At 53.3% G+C, this 16578-nt stretch carries 14 protein-coding genes and 1 tRNA gene; 1 reads left to right on the forward strand and 14 read right to left on the reverse strand.

Going from position 1 to position 16578, the window contains the following annotated elements:
• The first annotated feature begins 133 nt into the window (after positions 1-133).
• A complete protein-coding gene (locus CPH80_RS06780) occupies positions 134-934 on the forward strand; it encodes an inositol monophosphatase family protein (RefSeq protein WP_096276341.1) in 801 nt (266 codons plus the stop codon).
• Between the two features lie 136 nt (positions 935-1070).
• Here the strand turns inward: CPH80_RS06780 and secF are convergent, their stop codons facing one another.
• The 14 genes from secF to CPH80_RS06850 form a co-directional block, all read right to left on the reverse strand.
• Entirely contained in the window at positions 1071-2027 is a 957-nt protein-coding gene (gene secF, locus CPH80_RS06785) for a protein translocase subunit SecF (RefSeq protein WP_096276343.1), read from the reverse strand.
• Positions 2020-3894, reverse strand: a complete 1875-nt coding sequence (secD, locus tag CPH80_RS06790) for a protein translocase subunit SecD (protein ID WP_096276345.1) — start codon at positions 3892-3894, stop codon at positions 2020-2022. Before secD ends, secF begins: the two co-directional genes overlap by 8 nt.
• A gap of 94 nt (positions 3895-3988) precedes the next feature.
• Positions 3989-4351 carry a preprotein translocase subunit YajC gene (gene yajC / locus CPH80_RS06795; protein WP_096276347.1) on the reverse strand — a complete coding sequence of 121 codons (363 nt, stop codon included), beginning with the start codon at positions 4349-4351 and terminating at the stop codon, positions 3989-3991.
• 30 nt (positions 4352-4381) lie between these two features.
• The gene (tgt, locus tag CPH80_RS06800) at positions 4382-5503 is read right to left on the reverse strand and encodes a tRNA guanosine(34) transglycosylase Tgt (protein ID WP_096281461.1); all 1122 of its coding nucleotides are present in this window, start codon (positions 5501-5503) and stop codon (positions 4382-4384) included.
• A 14-nt stretch (positions 5504-5517) separates the two neighbouring features.
• Positions 5518-6630: a tRNA preQ1(34) S-adenosylmethionine ribosyltransferase-isomerase QueA gene (gene queA, locus CPH80_RS06805; RefSeq protein ID WP_096276349.1), complete on the reverse strand. Its 1113-nt coding sequence runs from the start codon at positions 6628-6630 to the stop codon at positions 5518-5520.
• A gap of 42 nt (positions 6631-6672) precedes the next feature.
• A tRNA-Leu gene (locus tag CPH80_RS06810) sits at positions 6673-6759 on the reverse strand.
• Between the two features lie 82 nt (positions 6760-6841).
• Positions 6842-8062: a flagellar hook-associated protein FlgL gene (flgL, locus tag CPH80_RS06815; protein WP_096276351.1), complete on the reverse strand. Its 1221-nt coding sequence runs from the start codon at positions 8060-8062 to the stop codon at positions 6842-6844.
• Between the two features lie 18 nt (positions 8063-8080).
• Positions 8081-10126: a flagellar hook-associated protein FlgK gene (flgK, locus tag CPH80_RS06820; RefSeq protein WP_096276353.1), complete on the reverse strand. Its 2046-nt coding sequence runs from the start codon at positions 10124-10126 to the stop codon at positions 8081-8083.
• A gap of 4 nt (positions 10127-10130) precedes the next feature.
• On the reverse strand, positions 10131-11114 hold the full coding sequence (gene flgJ / locus CPH80_RS06825) for a flagellar assembly peptidoglycan hydrolase FlgJ (protein ID WP_096276355.1): 984 nt from the start codon (positions 11112-11114) through the stop codon (positions 10131-10133).
• A gap of 8 nt (positions 11115-11122) precedes the next feature.
• Positions 11123-12220, reverse strand: coding sequence for a flagellar basal body P-ring protein FlgI (locus tag CPH80_RS06830; RefSeq protein WP_096276357.1), 1098 nt, complete (start codon positions 12218-12220; stop codon positions 11123-11125).
• Entirely contained in the window at positions 12217-12918 is a 702-nt protein-coding gene (gene flgH / locus CPH80_RS06835) for a flagellar basal body L-ring protein FlgH (RefSeq protein ID WP_096281462.1), read from the reverse strand. Before flgH ends, CPH80_RS06830 begins: the two co-directional genes overlap by 4 nt.
• Before the next feature lie 61 nt (positions 12919-12979).
• Positions 12980-13768 carry a flagellar basal-body rod protein FlgG gene (gene flgG / locus CPH80_RS06840; RefSeq protein WP_096276359.1) on the reverse strand — a complete coding sequence of 263 codons (789 nt, stop codon included), beginning with the start codon at positions 13766-13768 and terminating at the stop codon, positions 12980-12982.
• Positions 13769-13859: 91 nt separating this feature from the next.
• On the reverse strand, positions 13860-14612 hold the full coding sequence (locus CPH80_RS06845; protein WP_096276361.1) for a flagellar basal body rod protein FlgF: 753 nt from the start codon (positions 14610-14612) through the stop codon (positions 13860-13862).
• An 87-nt stretch (positions 14613-14699) separates the two neighbouring features.
• Positions 14700-16577, reverse strand: coding sequence for a flagellar hook protein FlgE (locus CPH80_RS06850; protein WP_096276363.1), 1878 nt, complete (start codon positions 16575-16577; stop codon positions 14700-14702).
• Position 16578: the final 1 nt, after the last annotated feature.

The raw sequence follows: 16578 nt of genomic DNA on the forward strand, positions 1-16578 counted from the left end.
CATCCCCTCCCTGCGCCCCGGATAACCCCTGATATCGTGTTGTCCGTGCTTTCCCTGAGTCAAAAAACATACAAGAGGGGCTAATCTTTGCTATCATGCCCGGCCTTCACACACCCGGATAACGATCACTCAGATGCAACCAGCTATTAAAATGGCCCTGCGCGTCGCGCGTCAAGGGTCGGATTACCTGAAAGCCCACTTCGAGCGCCAGGAGCCTACCGGGAAGGATGACGACGAACGTCGCCTCCAGTTGGACCGGGTCGAGCAATCCATTTATGACAACTTTGCTGAGCAACTCGAAAAAGCTTACAAAGATCATACCATCGCGCCGCTGAATGAAGCAGACGCCGGAACCAGCGAAAGAAGCTGGCATATTTTTCCGGTTATGGGTCGCGAAAATTTTATCAGAGGCATTCCCGAGTTTGCCCTAGCCTTGGCCCAGAAGAAAAACAACCGTACCGAAAGCCTGCTTTTGGTGAACCCGGTTACGGGCGAAGAATATTCTGCCAGCCGTGGCCGAGGAGCCGCACTGAACAGCCGCAGAGTCCGGGTTTCAGAAGTTAGGCATGCAGATAAAGCAGCCTTTGCAACCAACCTGTTGGATCAGGCTCGCAAGAGTGATAACCCGCTTCTCTGGGGTGAGATGGCTGCCGTGTTGGCCCAGAACTCTTCCATGTTTCGCACATCCGGCTGCGTGGTTCTTGATATTGCGCGGGTATCTGCAGGCCTTTTGGATGCAGCGGTTATATTCCGCCCAGAAACGGTAGACCTGGACCTAGGTATAACCTTGGCGATGGAATCCGGTGCTCTCACAGCCGACTTCTCAGGTAACCCATCAACAGACAAAGCCCGCCAACTGGTGGTTGCTAACCCCAAACTGTTCCGGGAGATTCTGAAAATCCTGCATCCGTTTCGTGGCCGTATACCCGGTTAACGCTAGTAACCGACTCCAAAGCTAAGGCTCGGGGTCGTACTAAAGCCAAGCTTCGGACACAAAAAAACCGCCAACTGAAAAGTGGCGGTTTTTTTGTGTCCGGGGATTAACCCCGGAACCCTCCCCCTGAATAGGGCTACATACGGTCGAGCCATTCCGGTGGCGGCTCTTCCTCTTCTTCGGCATCTATAGCGCCTTCTTTCACCGGCACCATAAGATCCTCGCGGGAAATGCCCATCGCTATCAGAAGATTAGCGGATACATAGATGGATGAGTAGGTACCCACCACCACACCGATAATCAACGCGAGGGCAAAGTTGTTAATCGCCTCACCACCCAGGAAATACAGGGCAAGCAGTACCACCAACGTGGTGCCCGACGTGTTTATGGTACGAGCAATGGTCTGGTGAATCGACTCATTGATAATATCCCAAGAGTCGCCCACCCGCATTTTGCGGAAGTTTTCACGGATTCGGTCCGCCACAACAATAGTGTCGTTCAGCGAGTAACCGATAATCGCCAACAGAGCTGCCAGAACCGTAAGATCAAAGGTCCACTGGAACAGTGCGAAAATCCCGAGAACAATAATAACGTCGTGAGCCAGAGGCACCACCGACGCAATACCGAACTTGAATTGGAACCGCATACCCACATAGATGAGTACAACCACAAGTGCGATTAGAAGCCCAAGGCCACTGTCCTCTTTAAGCTCGCCACCCACTTGTGACCCCACAAACGCGGAACTTATCAGCTTTAGATCGTCACCATTTTCAGTCAAAACTGCGACAATCTCTGGTGCCAGCTTGTCATTGCCAGATTCAGACAAGCGCACAAGAACAATCGTATCAGCGCCAAAGTTCTGCACCACAAACTGATCGTATCCGGCTTCCGTAAGGGTGGAGCGTATCTGGCCCAGTTGCGGCGCTTGTGCATATTCCAGCTCTACCGACGTACCGCCGGTAAAGTCCATGCCAAAGTTAAGGCCACGAATCCCCAGAAGTGCGATAGACGCTAACACCAGAACGATGGAAATTACGGAAGCAATCTTCCGGAAACCCATAAAATCAAACGCTTGCTTCTGATCATCAGACATTGGCGAGTTTTCCTCCGATCGACAGTTTCTCGACCTTGCGGCCGCCATAAACCATATTGACGATACTCCGGCTGACCATCAGCCCAGAGAACATCGACGTCAGGATACCGATACACAGTGTTATCGCGAACCCTTTTACCGGGCCAGAACCCATTGCAAATAGGATAACGGCCACAAGCAAAGTCGTGATGTTGGCATCAAAGATGGACACAAACGCCCGGGAGTAGCCGGAGTTAATGGCCAGCTGGGGTGACACACCCGCCTTGAGCTCCTCTTTGATACGCTCAAATATCAATACGTTGGCATCCACCGCCATACCTACGGTTAGCACGATACCGGCGATACCGGGCAGCGTCAGCGTGGCAGAGAGAATGGACATGCAGGCAATAAGCAGCATCATGTTGATAGTCAGAGCGACATTCGCCACAACCCCAAACCCACGGTAGTAAGCCAACATGTAAATCAGCACAAGAATAAAGCCTAGCGCCACGGACATCATGCCGGCATCAATGTTCTTCTGCCCCAAGCTCGGCCCAATGGTGCGCTCCTGTACAAAGTACATGGGCGCTGCCAAAGCACCTGCCCGCAGAAGCAGGGCAAGTTCCGAAGCCTCAGGAATGGAATCCAGACCCGTAATACGGAAGCTGCTACCCAGAGCGGACTGAACGGTAGCCAGGCTGATAATACCCTTCTCGATAACACGCTTGTCTGTTTCCACCGGCTCGCCGTTTACCATTTTGGTTTCGGTTTCCGTGCGGAACTCTATAAACAGAACAGCCATGCGCCGACCAATGGCGTTACGTGTGGACCGATTCATCAAATCGCCACCAACAGAATCCATGGTAATGCTGACCTGCGGCTGACCATTCTCATCGAAGGCCTGCTGTGCGTTAGCAACGTTATTACCGGTTGCAATAGTATCCCGTTCTAGGCGGGCATTACGCTGGCGCTCGTTACGGAAACTGAACTGCTCTGTCTCGCTTGCTGCTGCATCCTGGCGCGCTTCCATACGGAATTCCAGGTTTGCCGTGGCACCAAGAACTCGCTTGGCTTGCGCGGTATCCTGTACGCCCGGAAGCTCAACAATAATCCGATCAGCACCCTGCTGCTGAACCAAAGGCTCTGCAACACCAAGCTCGTTCACTCGGTTACGAATGGTGGTCAGGTTCTGCTCAAGAGCGTACTTCCGGATGGAATCTACCTCACCTTCAGACAAGGTAAGAACAATTTGGAGCTCATCACCGATGGTTCTTCTATCCATCAGAAACTCGTTGTATTGACGTTTGATCTGCTCGAATGCTTCAGCGCGTGAGTCTTCATCCCGGAAACTCAGAACGATGTCTCTCTTGCCATCAACATCACCGCCCCGATAGCGAATACGCTCTTCACGGAGCTCCCGCTTGATCTGGCCCGAAACAGCCTCAAGCCTCTGACCAACGGCCGTAACCATATCTACTTCCAGAAGGAAGTGAACACCGCCACGTAGGTCTAACCCAAGCTTCATCGGCCCGGCGCCCAAGCTCTTCAGCCAGGCCGGCGTGGAAGGTGCCATATTTAGTGCAACGAGATAGTCTCTACCCAGCGCAGCTTGAACCGCAGGGCGAGCACGCAACTGGTCATCGGAGCTATTTAATCGGATAAGGGCATCCCGATCCTCAAGCGTACTGCTTTTAACCTCAATACCATCCGATTCCAAGGCCTTGACAGCTCTTTCGAGTACGGCAGAATCAACTTCGGTGCTACTACGTGCACCGGTGATCTGCACAGCATAATCATCGGGAAACAGGTTGGGTAAAGCGTAGACAAACCCGATCACTATCGCGACCAGGATAACCAGGTTTTTCCAAAGCGGGTACTTGTTCAGCATGGGATCCCTTGTAGCCGACACAGAGGCCGGCCTTGGTGTTTCAGCCAGGAAGGTTCAGGCCGGCGGGTATCAGGGCCGGCCAGAGAGTCCTTGCTCAGATGTCTTTGAGCGTACCTTTCGGCAGTGCGGCGGCAATAGCTACTTTTTGTACCTTCACTTCAACGTTGTCAGAAATCTCAACAACAATGAAATCGTCAGATACTTTGGTGATCTTTCCGGCAATGCCACCAGAGGTGACCACTTCATCACCTTTGTTAAGGCCGGACATCAGCGATTTGTGCTCTTTGGAACGCTTGGACTGCGGGCGCCAAATCAAGAAGTAAAAAATCAGAATAAAGCCGGCGAAGAAGATCACCTGCCCCATAACACCCATACCGCCAGCAGCACCGTCCTGAGCCATTGCCAGGGTGGGCATCATTGCCAAAAGGCCGGCCAAAAACAACTTGACTGATTTCATCAAAACTCTCCGTTGATTAAGCAAAAGGATTTACTCATTACCCATGGCGGGCACTGTCTCGCCGCGCAGAGCATAGAAGTCATTTATAAAGTCCGACAATGTACCTGCTTCAATGGCTCTGCGCAATCCAGCCATAAGGTTCTGGTAGTAGCGCAGGTTGTGAATAGTATTCAGCTGAGCACCCAGCATTTCCCCACACTTATCCAGATGATGCAGATAACTTCTCGAAAAATTCTCGCAGGTATAGCAGTCACAACGATCATCCAGTGGCGCAGTGTCGTGGCGCTGCCGAGCATTGCGAATCTTTACGGTTCCGGTAGATGTGAACAGGTAGCCATTGCGGGCGTTTCTCGTGGGCATTACACAGTCGAACATATCGACGCCCCGGCGCACCGCCTCAACTATATCTTCAGGCCGCCCTACCCCCATCAAATAGCGAGGCTTGTCCTCAGGCATTTTCGGCGGCAAGTGGTCGAGTATGCGAATCATATCGTCTTTCGGTTCGCCAACGGAAAGCCCGCCAATGGCATAACCGTCAAACCCAATCTCCTCAAGGCCCTCCAAAGAGCGATCCCGGAGCGACTCGTACATTCCACCTTGAACAATACCGAACAGAGCCGAAGGGCTGCCCTCATGAGCATCCTTGCTGCGCTTTGCCCAGCGCAACGAAAGCTCCATGGATTCACTCGCCTGCGTTTCAGTTGCAGGGTAAGGAGTACACTCATCAAAAATCATCACAATGTCAGAGCCAAGGTCGCGCTGGACCTGAATGGCAATTTCCGGTGACAACTCGACAGGTGAACCGTCTACCGGCGAACGAAACGTCACCTTTTCTTCGGTAATCTTGCGTGTCGCACCCAAACTGAAGACCTGAAAGCCACCAGAGTCTGTCAGAATCGGCCCTTTCCACTGTGTAAAATCGTGGAGATCACCGTGTGCTCTTATCACCTCTGTACCAGGGCGTAGCATCAAATGGAACGTGTTTCCGAGAATAATTTCGGCGCCGGTTTCGTGAATATCGCGGGGCAACATCCCTTTAACCGTCCCGTAGGTGCCTACGGGCATAAACGCAGGAGTTTCAACAGTTCCACGGGGAAAGGTCAGTCGGCCACGCCGTGCAAGGCCGTCTTCTCCCAGTTTTTCAAAGGACATGAAACAGGGCTGGCTCACGGCTTGTCTCCGGTATTAAGTGAAGATGGGCGATCTGTTTGGGCAGGCTCATCGGGTGCGCCAAATAGCATACCCCGACTCAGTTCCTGCCCGGTAATGAACATGGCGTCGCCATAACTGAAAAAACGGTACTTTTCGGCAATCGCATCGCGATAGGCATGCATCACATGCTCGTAACCCGCAAACGCGCTGACCAGCATTATCAGCGTGGACTCCGGCAAATGAAAATTGGTGACCAGCGCATCAACGGTTTGAAACCTGTAGCCCGGGTGAATAAAGATGTCCGTTTCACCCCGCAAAGCCCTCAGGCAACCACCACGGCTTGCAGATTCAAGAGATCGCACAGATGTTGTACCAACGGCAACCACGCGGCCACCCCGAGCACGGGTGCGATTAACTGCTTCTACTGCTTCCTCGGGCACATGCACTATTTCACTGTGCATAACATGGTCGTCTATGTGGTCTACGCGAACCGGCTGAAACGTACCGGCCCCCACGTGCAACGTTACAAAGGTACTCTCCACACCCTTAGCTTTCAGGGCATCCAGAACGGTGTCGTCAAAGTGTAGGCCAGCTGTCGGCGCTGCAACGGCGCCAGATTCCTTCGCGTAAACAGTTTGATAGCGCTCACGATCGGTTGATTCGTCAGGCCGGTCTACATAAGGTGGCAACGGCATGTGCCCGATGCGCTCAAGTAGATCCAACACCGGCTCACCGGCTTCACTTTCAAGATGGAATAATGCGTCACTTCGGCCGGTCATGCGCAGCGCGGAGCCATCCTCAAGAATCACCTTCTGCCCTACCTTCAACGCTTTGGACGCGCGAACATGTGCAACAAGATCGCGCTCACCGGTCAGTCGCTCCACCAATATTTCAACCTGGCCACCGGTTTCTTTTTTTCCGAACAAGCGGGCTGGGATTACACGGGTATTGTTAAAAACGAGCAGGTCGCCCGGCTGTAGTAAATCTGGGAGGTCAGTAAACAAACGGTGTGTTGTGTCGCCGGTGGTGCCATCTAAGCATAGCAAGCGAGAAGCGCTGCGCTCCCTGAGAGGGTACCGGGCAATGAGTTCGTTCGGGAGTTCGAAATGAAAATCGGAGACGTTCATGGACTGGGCTGTTCACGACGCCGCATTATGCGACTTAAATGATGGTAGCGGCGGGCGGACTCGAACCGCCACACTATTACTAGCAACGGATTTTGAATCCGTCGTGTCTACCAATTCCACCACGCCGCCAACGAAGAGTGGGGGAATTATACTTAGCTTGATCGTGAATGCAACACACAGGGCCCGCTAGTTTCCACACAGGCCCCAGCACTTATAATCGGTCGAATAATGACAACTGCGAAACCTGTGCAAACGATTGCTGCGCAGCCTGCAGCACAAAGCTCTGGAAGCTAAGATTGCTGATCGCTTCGGCATAATCCACATCCTGTAATTGGGAGCGAATTTCGTTGGTGTACAAAGAAGAATCTGCCAGAAAACCCTTAGTAGACTCTACCGCGTTCATCCGCCCGCCAAGCTCAGTCTGCTTTAGAACAACGCTTTCCTGGGCGTTGTCGAGATTGGCCAAAGATTGTGCAACTAAATCGTCATACGCGGCACGGCCCTCAGGAGACCCCTTATTAATGGAATCGAGGCCGGTAATCAGGTTTTCGATGGTGCCAAATACTGACTGTTTGTTGTTGATATTCAGAGTAAACGTATCGCCAGATCCCGCGGTTACGTCTGATATCGTCGCTTCCACGCCGGCCACCACAAAAGGCTCGCCACTTTGATACACAGGCGGCGCTACAGGCAGAGTGTTTCCATTGATATCCTGTGCTTGGATATTACCGCTTGCGTCTACTTCAATGCTGATATCACCTGGGAATGTCCCGCTGAAACTCGCGTTCAGATCCGCCTCATTCACAACAGACACACCTGAAATGAAGCCACCCGACACGTCGTTGGTATAACTTCCGGTCACCGCCGCCGGCACATTCACAAAAATACCTTTGCCGTGATCACTGATCGGCACCGTCACCCCGTCATCAATTTCCAGAACTCGCTGGCCCTCATCGCCTTGGTAGACATAGTTACCTTCTTCATTCTGCTGAAACGCCTGAACCGAACCCTGAAATCCACTGAAAATATACTCTCCAGATGCATCCCGAGTGTTCGCAATGTTGGCAAGCTGCCCCAGCCGCTCTTTCATTTCTGAAGAAATAGACTTGCGGTCATTGGGAGAGAGCGACCCGTTACCTGCCTGCACGGTCAGCTCGCGGATGCGTTGAACCACGTCAATAGAACTGGCCAGCGAGCTTTCTTCCTGCTTGAGACGGTTGTCTGCAAGGCTTACGTTGCGCTCATAGGTTTTTACCCGTGACAACTCCTGATCGAGTTTTAGAATACGGGCCGCAGCCACCGGGTCGTCTGAGGGCTTATTCACCCGCTTACCAGAAGCTATCTGTTGTTGCGTGCTGTTCAGAGTACTGTTCAGCTCCTGCAACCGATTGATACCGCTTGAGAATATCTGTTGTGATGAAATTCTAATCATGTCACATCACCTCGTCTGTTACCGGAACGTCTGCAACAGCGTGTTGAACAAATCCTGAGCCACCGAAATTACCTGCGCAGAGGCGTTATAGGCCGCTTGGTACTGAATCAATTTGCCGGCTTCCTCATCAAGGTTTACACCTGAAACCGACTCGCGCTGAGCGGTAGACTGCTCCAGCAGGGTTTTGCCAGCTTCTAGATCGAACTGGCTCTGGCGGGTTTTTACACCAATATCTTCTACTAAGCCGGCGTAGCCTTCGGTGAAGCTCTGGCTCTTGCCATTCAGCGTGTTCGCAGTGCCCAGTGAGGCGAGCAGCTCAGCGTTACGGTTGTCTGAAACGCCGTTGCTGTTGTAATCAATCTCAAAGGTATCGCCGACTGCCGGCTTGCCTGTGAGCTTAAACTGAAACCCCTGGTAATCGTCACCTGCGGCTGGGTCGCCGCTGAACACGGTGTTGATCTTGCCGGGTTCATAGGACTGATTCGGCGTACCAACAGGCGTGCTGGCCGGCGGTGGCCCAGTAACAGTAAAGGTTAAAGCAGAAGGATCACTAGGATCGGGCGCAAAGCTAATGGTCAGCGGCCCGTTAGCCAGCTCACCACTGGTCTCGAAACCAGGCAACAGCGAACCAGTGAACGGGTTGCGCACGTTCAACATGGTTCCCTGATCGATCTCTGCAGTCCCGGCATTCTGATCACCAGAGGTGGCTCTTACCGGGCTGGCAAACGCCAAATCTTCCTCTCGGGTTACCTGTAAGTCGATGGACTCAGCAGCGTTTCGGCTAGGCTGAATCAGGTACTTATCGCCCGCATTGAAGGTTCCGCCTTCAACACGAATATTAAACCCGGGCATGGAGATTTCAGACTGCACTGGGTCGGGCAGCCGGCCCTGGTTCACAACTTTTCCAGAGGCTTTGTCGATGAGCTCAAAACTACGCCCATCGCCACTAAACTGTAGCGTCCAGCTTCCGGCGGGCAATTTTGTGCTGTCGGTAATTTCAACCGCCAGCTGACCGTCTCTCGGCAATTGGTTATTGGCGTTAGCCACTACTCGGCTTCTCTGAACCGCCAGATCGTTAACGTCGTTGAAAAAGAGGCCGCCGAGATCACCTTCAAGGTCCATACCGATTTCGTGCTGTTGGTTCACACTGACGGAAATTCCGATAGCAATTCGGCCGAGCTCATCAAACGCCGGCTTAAGCGCCTCGTTATCAAAACGCCTCAGCCCACCCAGTTTGCCGCCGGTAATTTGCTCATCAATATTGAGCGTGCGGCCGCCACTGGTAAGCGTAAACTCAAGGCGAGTGGGGTCTTCCGCACTACCCTCGGTGCCAAGCCGTGCTGCGTCATTCCCAACAACCAACGACAAGCCGTTGGAAAGCGACACGTTTACCTGGCTACCCTCGGTTTCTGTTACTCGTATGTTGACCAGCTCGGAAAGCTGTCGCAGCGCTTCATCGCGCTGATCCAATAGCTCGTTCGGCATTCTGCCCTGGGCCAGGCCCGGGGATTCAGAAATAGCCAAGTTAAGCCCCGCGATGTTTTTCAACAGAGTGTTGGCATCTTTAACACCCTGCTGCATTTGCGTCTTTACGGACTCACGCTGCTGGATGAACTCTTGGCTCAGCGCCTGAAAGCGATTAACCACCTGTTTCGCCTCGCTGAGTACCAGTTGGCGCTGGGGCAAAGAGGCAGGATCTTCTGCAGCGTTTTGCAGGCTTGCAAAGAAATTATTCAGGGCATTGTTAAGCCCGGTAGATTCCCCACCCAACAGGTTGTCCAGCCGGCTAAGTTCGGAGTTCAATGCTTGCTGCTCGCCAGTGAGCATGCTGTCTTCACGAACCTGCTGAACAAGATACTCGTTGGCCAACCTGCGGATATCAACAATGCTGACACCTTTGCCCACGGTTCCGGCGCCAGTGCGCTGCCCCTGCTGGGTTTCAAACACCACCTCTTGCCGGCTGTAGCCAGGCGTATTCGCGTTAGTGATGTTATTACCCGTGGTATTCAGAGCACTCTGGTGGCCAAGGATTCCGGTGAGGCCAATGCCAATAAGTCCCGCCATAATTTTACTCCCCGGCTCCGTTGCCCATTGAAAGTGACGTCAGAGAATCACGATTCATAATTCGGTTTATCTTATCGCCGTATCGGGGATCTGTAGCGTAGCCCACTTCCTGCAGCTTTCTGGCAAACACATCCGGTTGATCTGCACTGGCAAGCACATCCCGATACCGAGGGTTAGACTCTAGAAACGAAACATAATCCCGGAAGCTGGATTCGTAATCGGGGTAGGCACGGAAATCCGCGCGTTCCTTCATAGGTACACCTTCACGGAATTCAGTGGTGGTTATGGTTACTGCGTCACCCTGCCAGCGGCTGTCTGCCTTGATACCGAAAAGGTTATGGCTAGGCTGGCTACCATCGCCCTGTATCATGTAGCGCCCCCAACCTGTTTCCAGAGCCGCTTGTGCAACCATCAATTTCGGGTTAATCCCTGTATCCGCAGCAATTTTCTCTGCTACTGGCAGTAGCGTGCTCACAAAGTGCTCCGGAGAATCAAACGTTGCAGGCAACGCGCCAGCTTCTCCCGCAGGCGCTAAAGTTTTAGCCTCAGCAACGTCGGTGACGTCTTCAACCCGCTCAGGCAGCCGTGGCGAAAGCCGCGGTAAACTGCGCTCATAGTCCGCCAGCGTTGTTTTTTGCGAGGCCAGAGAGCCACCTTTTTTATCTGTTCCGGGGATATCTTCCCCCAGCTGCCGAGCCAAGGCTTCCGCAAGCCCAGTGCCCCGCCCGCCCGCCATGGTAAGGCTCAACTGACTGTCGAACATGTCGCGGTACATCTCCGACTGATTGGTATTCAGATAGTTACCTTCGGCGAGCACATCCCCTGCCTTACGCATGGATTTCAGCATTTCAGACAGAAAGATACTTTCAAACTGACGCGCGACTTCTTCAAGCGCTGCCTGCTTGTCATTCTTGGCATCGTGTTTCAGCGCATTCAATCCACTGAAATCTGTGTATACCCTAGCCTGTTGAAGCTGATAATCCTGCATCATGTCACCTAGATAACAATGAGCTCGGCGCGCAACGCGCCAACCTGTTTAAGTGCTTCCAGTACCGCCATAACATCCCCTGGGGCTGCGCCTACTTGGTTCACGGCCTGAACAATCTCATTCAGTGTTACCGCTGGCCCAAACTTGAACATGCGCGCCGGTTCTTCGGTAATGGCAATCTGGGTATCCTGCTCAATCGCAGTGCCGCCGCCGGCAAACGGATTGGGCTGCTGCACTTGCGGATTCTCCTGAATGGTCACCGTAAGATTGCCGTGGGTGACGGCCGCCGGGCTTACCCTGACGTTCTGCCCTATAACAATGGTGCCCGTGCGGCTGTTAATAACCACTTTTGCGGCTTCTTCCGCCGGGTCCACCTCAAGGTTTTCCAAGATGGAAAGAAAGCTCACACGCTGAGAGGGGTCGCGGGGAGCGCGCACGGAGATCGACGTAGCATCGTGGGCATAAGCCATCTCCGGACCAAGGCTCTCATTGACAACTTCCACCACTCGCCGTGCCGTTGTGAAATCCGGGCGCATAAGGTGAAACGTAATCGTATCGCCGCGGGTAAAGGGAGAGGCTATTTCGCGTTCAATCGTTGCCCCGTTAGGAATACGGCCAACACTGGGCACGTTCACTGTTATGCGTGAACCATCTTTACCCTGGGCACCGAATCCGCCTACTACAAGACTGCCCTGCGCCATGGCGTAAACGTTACCATCGGCGCCTTTGAGAGGTGCCATCAGCAGCATCCCTCCCCGCAAGCTGTCTGAGTTACCGATAGACGAAACTGTGATGTCTATATCCTGGCCGGCCTTGGCAAACGGTGGCAGGTTAGCTGTCACGGTAACCGCCGCTACGTTGGCGAGGTTCGGATTCACCCCTTCTGGCAACGTGATACCGAACTGGTTCATCATGTTGCGGAATGTTTGATTGGTGAAGGGTGCTTTGTCGCCTGTGCCATGCAGACCCACTACCAGGCCATAGCCCACAAGCTGGTTATTACGCACACCTTTGATCCGCGCCAGATCCTTCAGGCGATCTGCCATCACCGGCGCCACCATTACAGCAAGCATCAGCGAGAGAACGAAGCATCGGCGTATCATCATAAGGGCCACCACTCACTGTTGAAGAACCGGGCCAGCCAGCCCATCTGGTTCGCCTGATCAAAATCACCTGTGCCGCCGTAGGCGATGCGGGCATCCGCAATGCGGCTGGAAGCCACTATGTTGCCTGGGGCAATATCCTGCGGGCGCACAAGCCCGGTCAGGCGGATATACTCATCGCCATTGGTCAGCGACAGCCACTTCTCACCACGAACCCGAAGGACACCATTCGGCAAAACTTCAATAACCGTCACCGTAATGCTGCCTGCCAGGCTGTTACTCTGGTCTGCCTCTGCTTTGCCTTTAAAGTCCCTTTCATTCTTGATGGACGTCGCAATGCCAATATTGTTTTTGCCCAGAATGTTGGGTTCCAGTAGCGCGATATCGCTATCCTTGCTGATCTTGGTTTCAGCATTCTTACTGGCGCGGGTGGATTCATTGAGCGTGACTGTGAGTACATCACCAATATTCAGAGCTACCGTGTCCCCGTAAAAATTGTAGTTCCGCGAGCTTTGGTAGATAGCTCCGGATTCCGGATCACGCTGCATCATTGCCTGAGCACGCACAGGTGCGTAGGCGGGATCGTCCGGCTCGGCTCGTGGCCGGCTCATGGCGGTACATCCCTGCAACAAGATAAGCAGCCAAACCAGCACCAAGGTTCCCACCGGCTTGATTAACCAGGTTGATGTAGTCGGTTTCATGAGCTCGCTCCCCATCTCGTGCTTCGCACCATTCATCTTAAAACCTCAGCCTTTCAGAATATTAGCCAATGTTTTGGGTAATAAACTGGAGCATCTGATCCGTTGTGGAGACAACTTTCGAGTTCATCTCATAGGCGCGCTGGGTAGTAATCATGTTCACCAGCTCTTCAACCACTTCCACGTTCGACGACTCAATCGAGCCCTGCTCCAGAGAACCCAGCCCGGCCAAACCCGGCTCGCCCTCGGCAGGATCGCCACTGGCGTTGGTTTCCTTGAACAGGTTGTTGCCGATCGCCTGCAGGCCCTGCGGGTTGATGAAATTCACCAACGTGATCTGGCCCAGATTAATCGGTGCAGCCTGGTCATCGGTGATGGCAGTTACCGTGCCGTCTTTGCCGATCGTTACGGTTGTGGCGTTCGCAGGCACGTTGATGTTCGGCTGAAGTGCGTAACCATCCGGCGTAACCATGTCGCCGTCTGCGTTGAGCTGGAACTGACCATCCCGCGTATAGGCTGACTGGCCATCCGGAAGCTGGATCTGCATAAAGCCACGGCCATTAATTGCAAGGTCGAGAGGCTGCTCGGTAATCTGAAGGTTGCCCTGGCTAAACTGCTTTACAGTGCCGACCACTCGCACACCGGTGCCCAATTGCAAACCCGAGGGCAGCTCAGAGTTTTGCGTGTTCATGCCGCCAGGCTGTCGCTTGATCTGGTACAACAGATCCTGAAATACCGCCCGATCTCGCTTGAAGCCCGTGGTATTTACGTTCGCCAGGTTGTTGGCAATGGTGGTCATATTGGTGTCTTGGGCGCTGAGACCCGTCTTACTAACCCAAAGAGCCGGATGCATATTTAATACTCCTTGCCGATGTCTGGCGTGCGGCTAAAGTTTGCCGCTTCTCGCCAGGCTGGCGTTGTTTTCACGTTTTTTTCAAAAGCTATCAAAGGTTCTGCAACAGCCGTGCCGTTGCTTCGGAATTCTCGTTTGCCGTGCTCATAACCTTCACCTGCATCTCGTACTGGCGAGACAATTGAAGGTTGGAGATCATTTCTTCCACCGCATTAACATTTGAGCTTTCAAGAAAACCGGAAGCTACACGCAACGCAGCATCTGCGGGCTCTCCGCCATCAATAGCCTGATCGGGCTTGCGGTGAATAAACCCGTCCAAGCCCTTCTCAAGCGCTTCTCGCGGCGGATTTACCAACTTAAGACGATCGACCTGCACCAGCTGATCCGGGGGGCCGCCTACTGGAATGATAGAGACAGTGCCGTCAGCACCAATCTGCACATTATCAAAGGGAGGCAAAGCGACCGGGCCACCATTGCCCAGCACCATTTCGCCAGTAGAAAGGCGCACCATGCCATTCACATCAACTTGCATACTGCCGGAGCGGGTAAAGACTTCTTCGCCAAGATTGTTCTGAATAGCCAGCCAGCCCTCACCTTTCAGAGAGACATCCATCTTTCGGCCGGTTTCCATCAGCGCTCCGGCAGATAGATCGGTACCGGGGCGCTCTGCCATGGCGTAGGCACGGGTAGGATGGTGCTCGCCAAACACGGGCATGCTCCGGGCCTGGGCAAAGTCTTTCTTGAAGCCTGTGGTGTTTACGTTAGCTAGGTTATTGGCATGGGCGCGCTGGGATAGCATATTCTGCTTGGCGCCAGACATACCGATATAAAGTGCTTTGTCCATGGGTAAACCCCTGCCGGAATTTTGACTGTTTCCAGTGCTCTTTCAGACATTCTTGCAGGAGTCATGCCATATTTACATCAAAGCCAGTTAGCGGAGGTTGATGATGGTCTGAGTGACCGCATCGGAGGTTTCAATAGTTTTGGCGTTCGCCTGGTAGTTGCGCTGAGCAATAATCAGGTTCACCAGTTCGGCCGAAAGATCCACGTTGGATTCCTCCACAGAGCTGGCTTTGATGCCGCCTAATGTTCCTGTGTCTGGCTTGCCAACAACCGGCTGGCCCGACTCAAAGGTTTCAACCCAACTGGTATCCCCTACCGGTGACAAACCATTTGTGTTGTTAAACGAAGCCAGTGCAACCTGCCCAAGGGCCTTGGACTGGCCATTGGTATAGCGGGCAAACAGAACACCTTGAGTAGACACATCAAGACCAGAAAGCCGACCGGTGGTGTAGCCATTCTGGCGCTGGTCATCAACCCCAAACGTCGCGCCATACTGGGTAGTCTCCCCCAGGCTCAACACGAAGGCTGACGTGGTCGGTGGATCCGGGATCGGAGTAACCACCGTTGCACCCGGTGCGGGAGGACCATCGGCGCCGTTAGGCTGGCCGTTCTTATCCTTTGGCACCCAGTCGGCGATTAGAATTTCGCCATTTGCATCACCATTAATGGACTGCAGAGTACCGTCCTGATCAAATCTCGCCGTATAGGGCGTAGTATCCGTACCGGCAGCCATCTCGCCATCAATCTGCAAGTAAACAGACCATTCACTCACCCCTACGCCGTTTCCGGGCGGAGGGCTTTTAACAAAAAACTGCGTTAACTCATGAGAGTTACCCAAGCTGTCGAAGATCGACGTAGATGTGGCGTGATTATATGTACGCTGATCTTGCGGGTTGAACTCATTGGTTATACGGATGGGGGACAGACCGTATTCAGTAACAAAATTATTGCCAGAGGTTCCAGTGACATCAACGCCCGCAATCGTCCTTTCGCCGGTCGCATTGATATCGCCTTTTTCCGACACCGAACCACCTGTGTAGGTGATATCAAGATTCTCGCCCTGGTTATGACTTACGCGTAGCACGTTGTTATCACCGCCATCATCCACAATAGCGGCGGAAATGGCGGTATCACTTGAGCGGTTAACCGCCGCCCTCAAATCCTCAAGCGTGTTCACGCTGCTTGTATCTATCTGAAGCGGTGCGCCATTGATACTTAGATTGAATTCGAAGGAGGTGCCTGCCGCTGCAATATCGGCGTCGATGAGTGGCACGTTCGCGGTTGTTGTCGCTGAAGCACTCAAACCCGGCGCATTGGAGAGCTTGTCTGCAATTTGACTTGCGGTGGTTAAACCACTCAAATCTACCGAATAAGCAGGCGTTCCGTCGGTGTACGTCACTTGGAATTGCTCGCCGCTGATATCGTTAAATGCCAGGGGGCCAACATCACGCACCCGGGATTCAAGCACCGATTCGCGGGAATCCAGGTTTAGGTCAGAGCGTAGGTTGGTGGTTCGGCGCGGCGCCAGGTTATCGGTTCCAATCTCCAGATCGCCCCGGATACCAGAGAGATTACCGTCATCGTCGGCGGTGTAACCCTGAACCCGCATAGACTGGTTATTCACCACAAATCCATCTTTATCGATGGCGAACTGGCCAGCGCGGGAATAGCGGGTTTCGCCGCCGTCATTCAGCATAAAGAAACCATCACCACTAATGGCCATGTCGAGACCACTGTCGGTAAAGCTGATGTTACCCTGGCTGAAGGACTGTTTTACGTTCTGAACGCTTACACCATCCCCAACCGGGTTGCTGCCACCGCTTAGAAAACCGCTGGCATACAGATCACCGAACTGTACCCGGCTGCCTTTAAATCCAACGGTACTGGCGTTCGCAATGTTGTTGCCGGTTACGTCCAGATCAACCGCTGCCGCCCTAAGGCCACTGAGCCCTGTATTAAAAGCCATA

It is taken from the genome of Marinobacter sp. LV10R510-11A (assembly GCF_900215155.1).
GTDB lineage: Bacteria > Pseudomonadota > Gammaproteobacteria > Pseudomonadales > Oleiphilaceae > Marinobacter.

Excerpts from the sequence above, each read along its gene's own strand:
- flgL (WP_096276351.1), bottom strand. The coding sequence starts at position 8,062 with ATGATTAGAATTTCATCACAACAGATATTCTCAAGCGGTATCAATCGG.
- secF (WP_096276343.1), bottom strand. The coding sequence starts at position 2,027 with ATGTCTGATGATCAGAAGCAAGCGTTTGATTTTATGGGTTTCCGGAAG.
- CPH80_RS06780 (WP_096276341.1), top strand. The coding sequence starts at position 134 with ATGCAACCAGCTATTAAAATGGCCCTGCGCGTCGCGCGTCAAGGGTCG.
- flgJ (WP_096276355.1), bottom strand. The coding sequence starts at position 11,114 with ATGCAGGATTATCAGCTTCAACAGGCTAGGGTATACACAGATTTCAGT.
- tgt (WP_096281461.1), bottom strand. The coding sequence starts at position 5,503 with ATGTCCTTTGAAAAACTGGGAGAAGACGGCCTTGCACGGCGTGGCCGA.
- CPH80_RS06850 (WP_096276363.1), bottom strand. The coding sequence starts at position 16,577 with ATGGCTTTTAATACAGGGCTCAGTGGCCTTAGGGCGGCAGCGGTTGAT.
- secD (WP_096276345.1), bottom strand. The coding sequence starts at position 3,894 with ATGCTGAACAAGTACCCGCTTTGGAAAAACCTGGTTATCCTGGTCGCG.
- yajC (WP_096276347.1), bottom strand. The coding sequence starts at position 4,351 with ATGAAATCAGTCAAGTTGTTTTTGGCCGGCCTTTTGGCAATGATGCCC.
- queA (WP_096276349.1), bottom strand. The coding sequence starts at position 6,630 with ATGAACGTCTCCGATTTTCATTTCGAACTCCCGAACGAACTCATTGCC.
- flgK (WP_096276353.1), bottom strand. The coding sequence starts at position 10,126 with ATGGCGGGACTTATTGGCATTGGCCTCACCGGAATCCTTGGCCACCAG.
- CPH80_RS06830 (WP_096276357.1), bottom strand. The coding sequence starts at position 12,220 with ATGATGATACGCCGATGCTTCGTTCTCTCGCTGATGCTTGCTGTAATG.
- flgH (WP_096281462.1), bottom strand. The coding sequence starts at position 12,918 with ATGAAACCGACTACATCAACCTGGTTAATCAAGCCGGTGGGAACCTTG.
- CPH80_RS06845 (WP_096276361.1), bottom strand. The coding sequence starts at position 14,612 with ATGGACAAAGCACTTTATATCGGTATGTCTGGCGCCAAGCAGAATATG.
- flgG (WP_096276359.1), bottom strand. The coding sequence starts at position 13,768 with ATGCATCCGGCTCTTTGGGTTAGTAAGACGGGTCTCAGCGCCCAAGAC.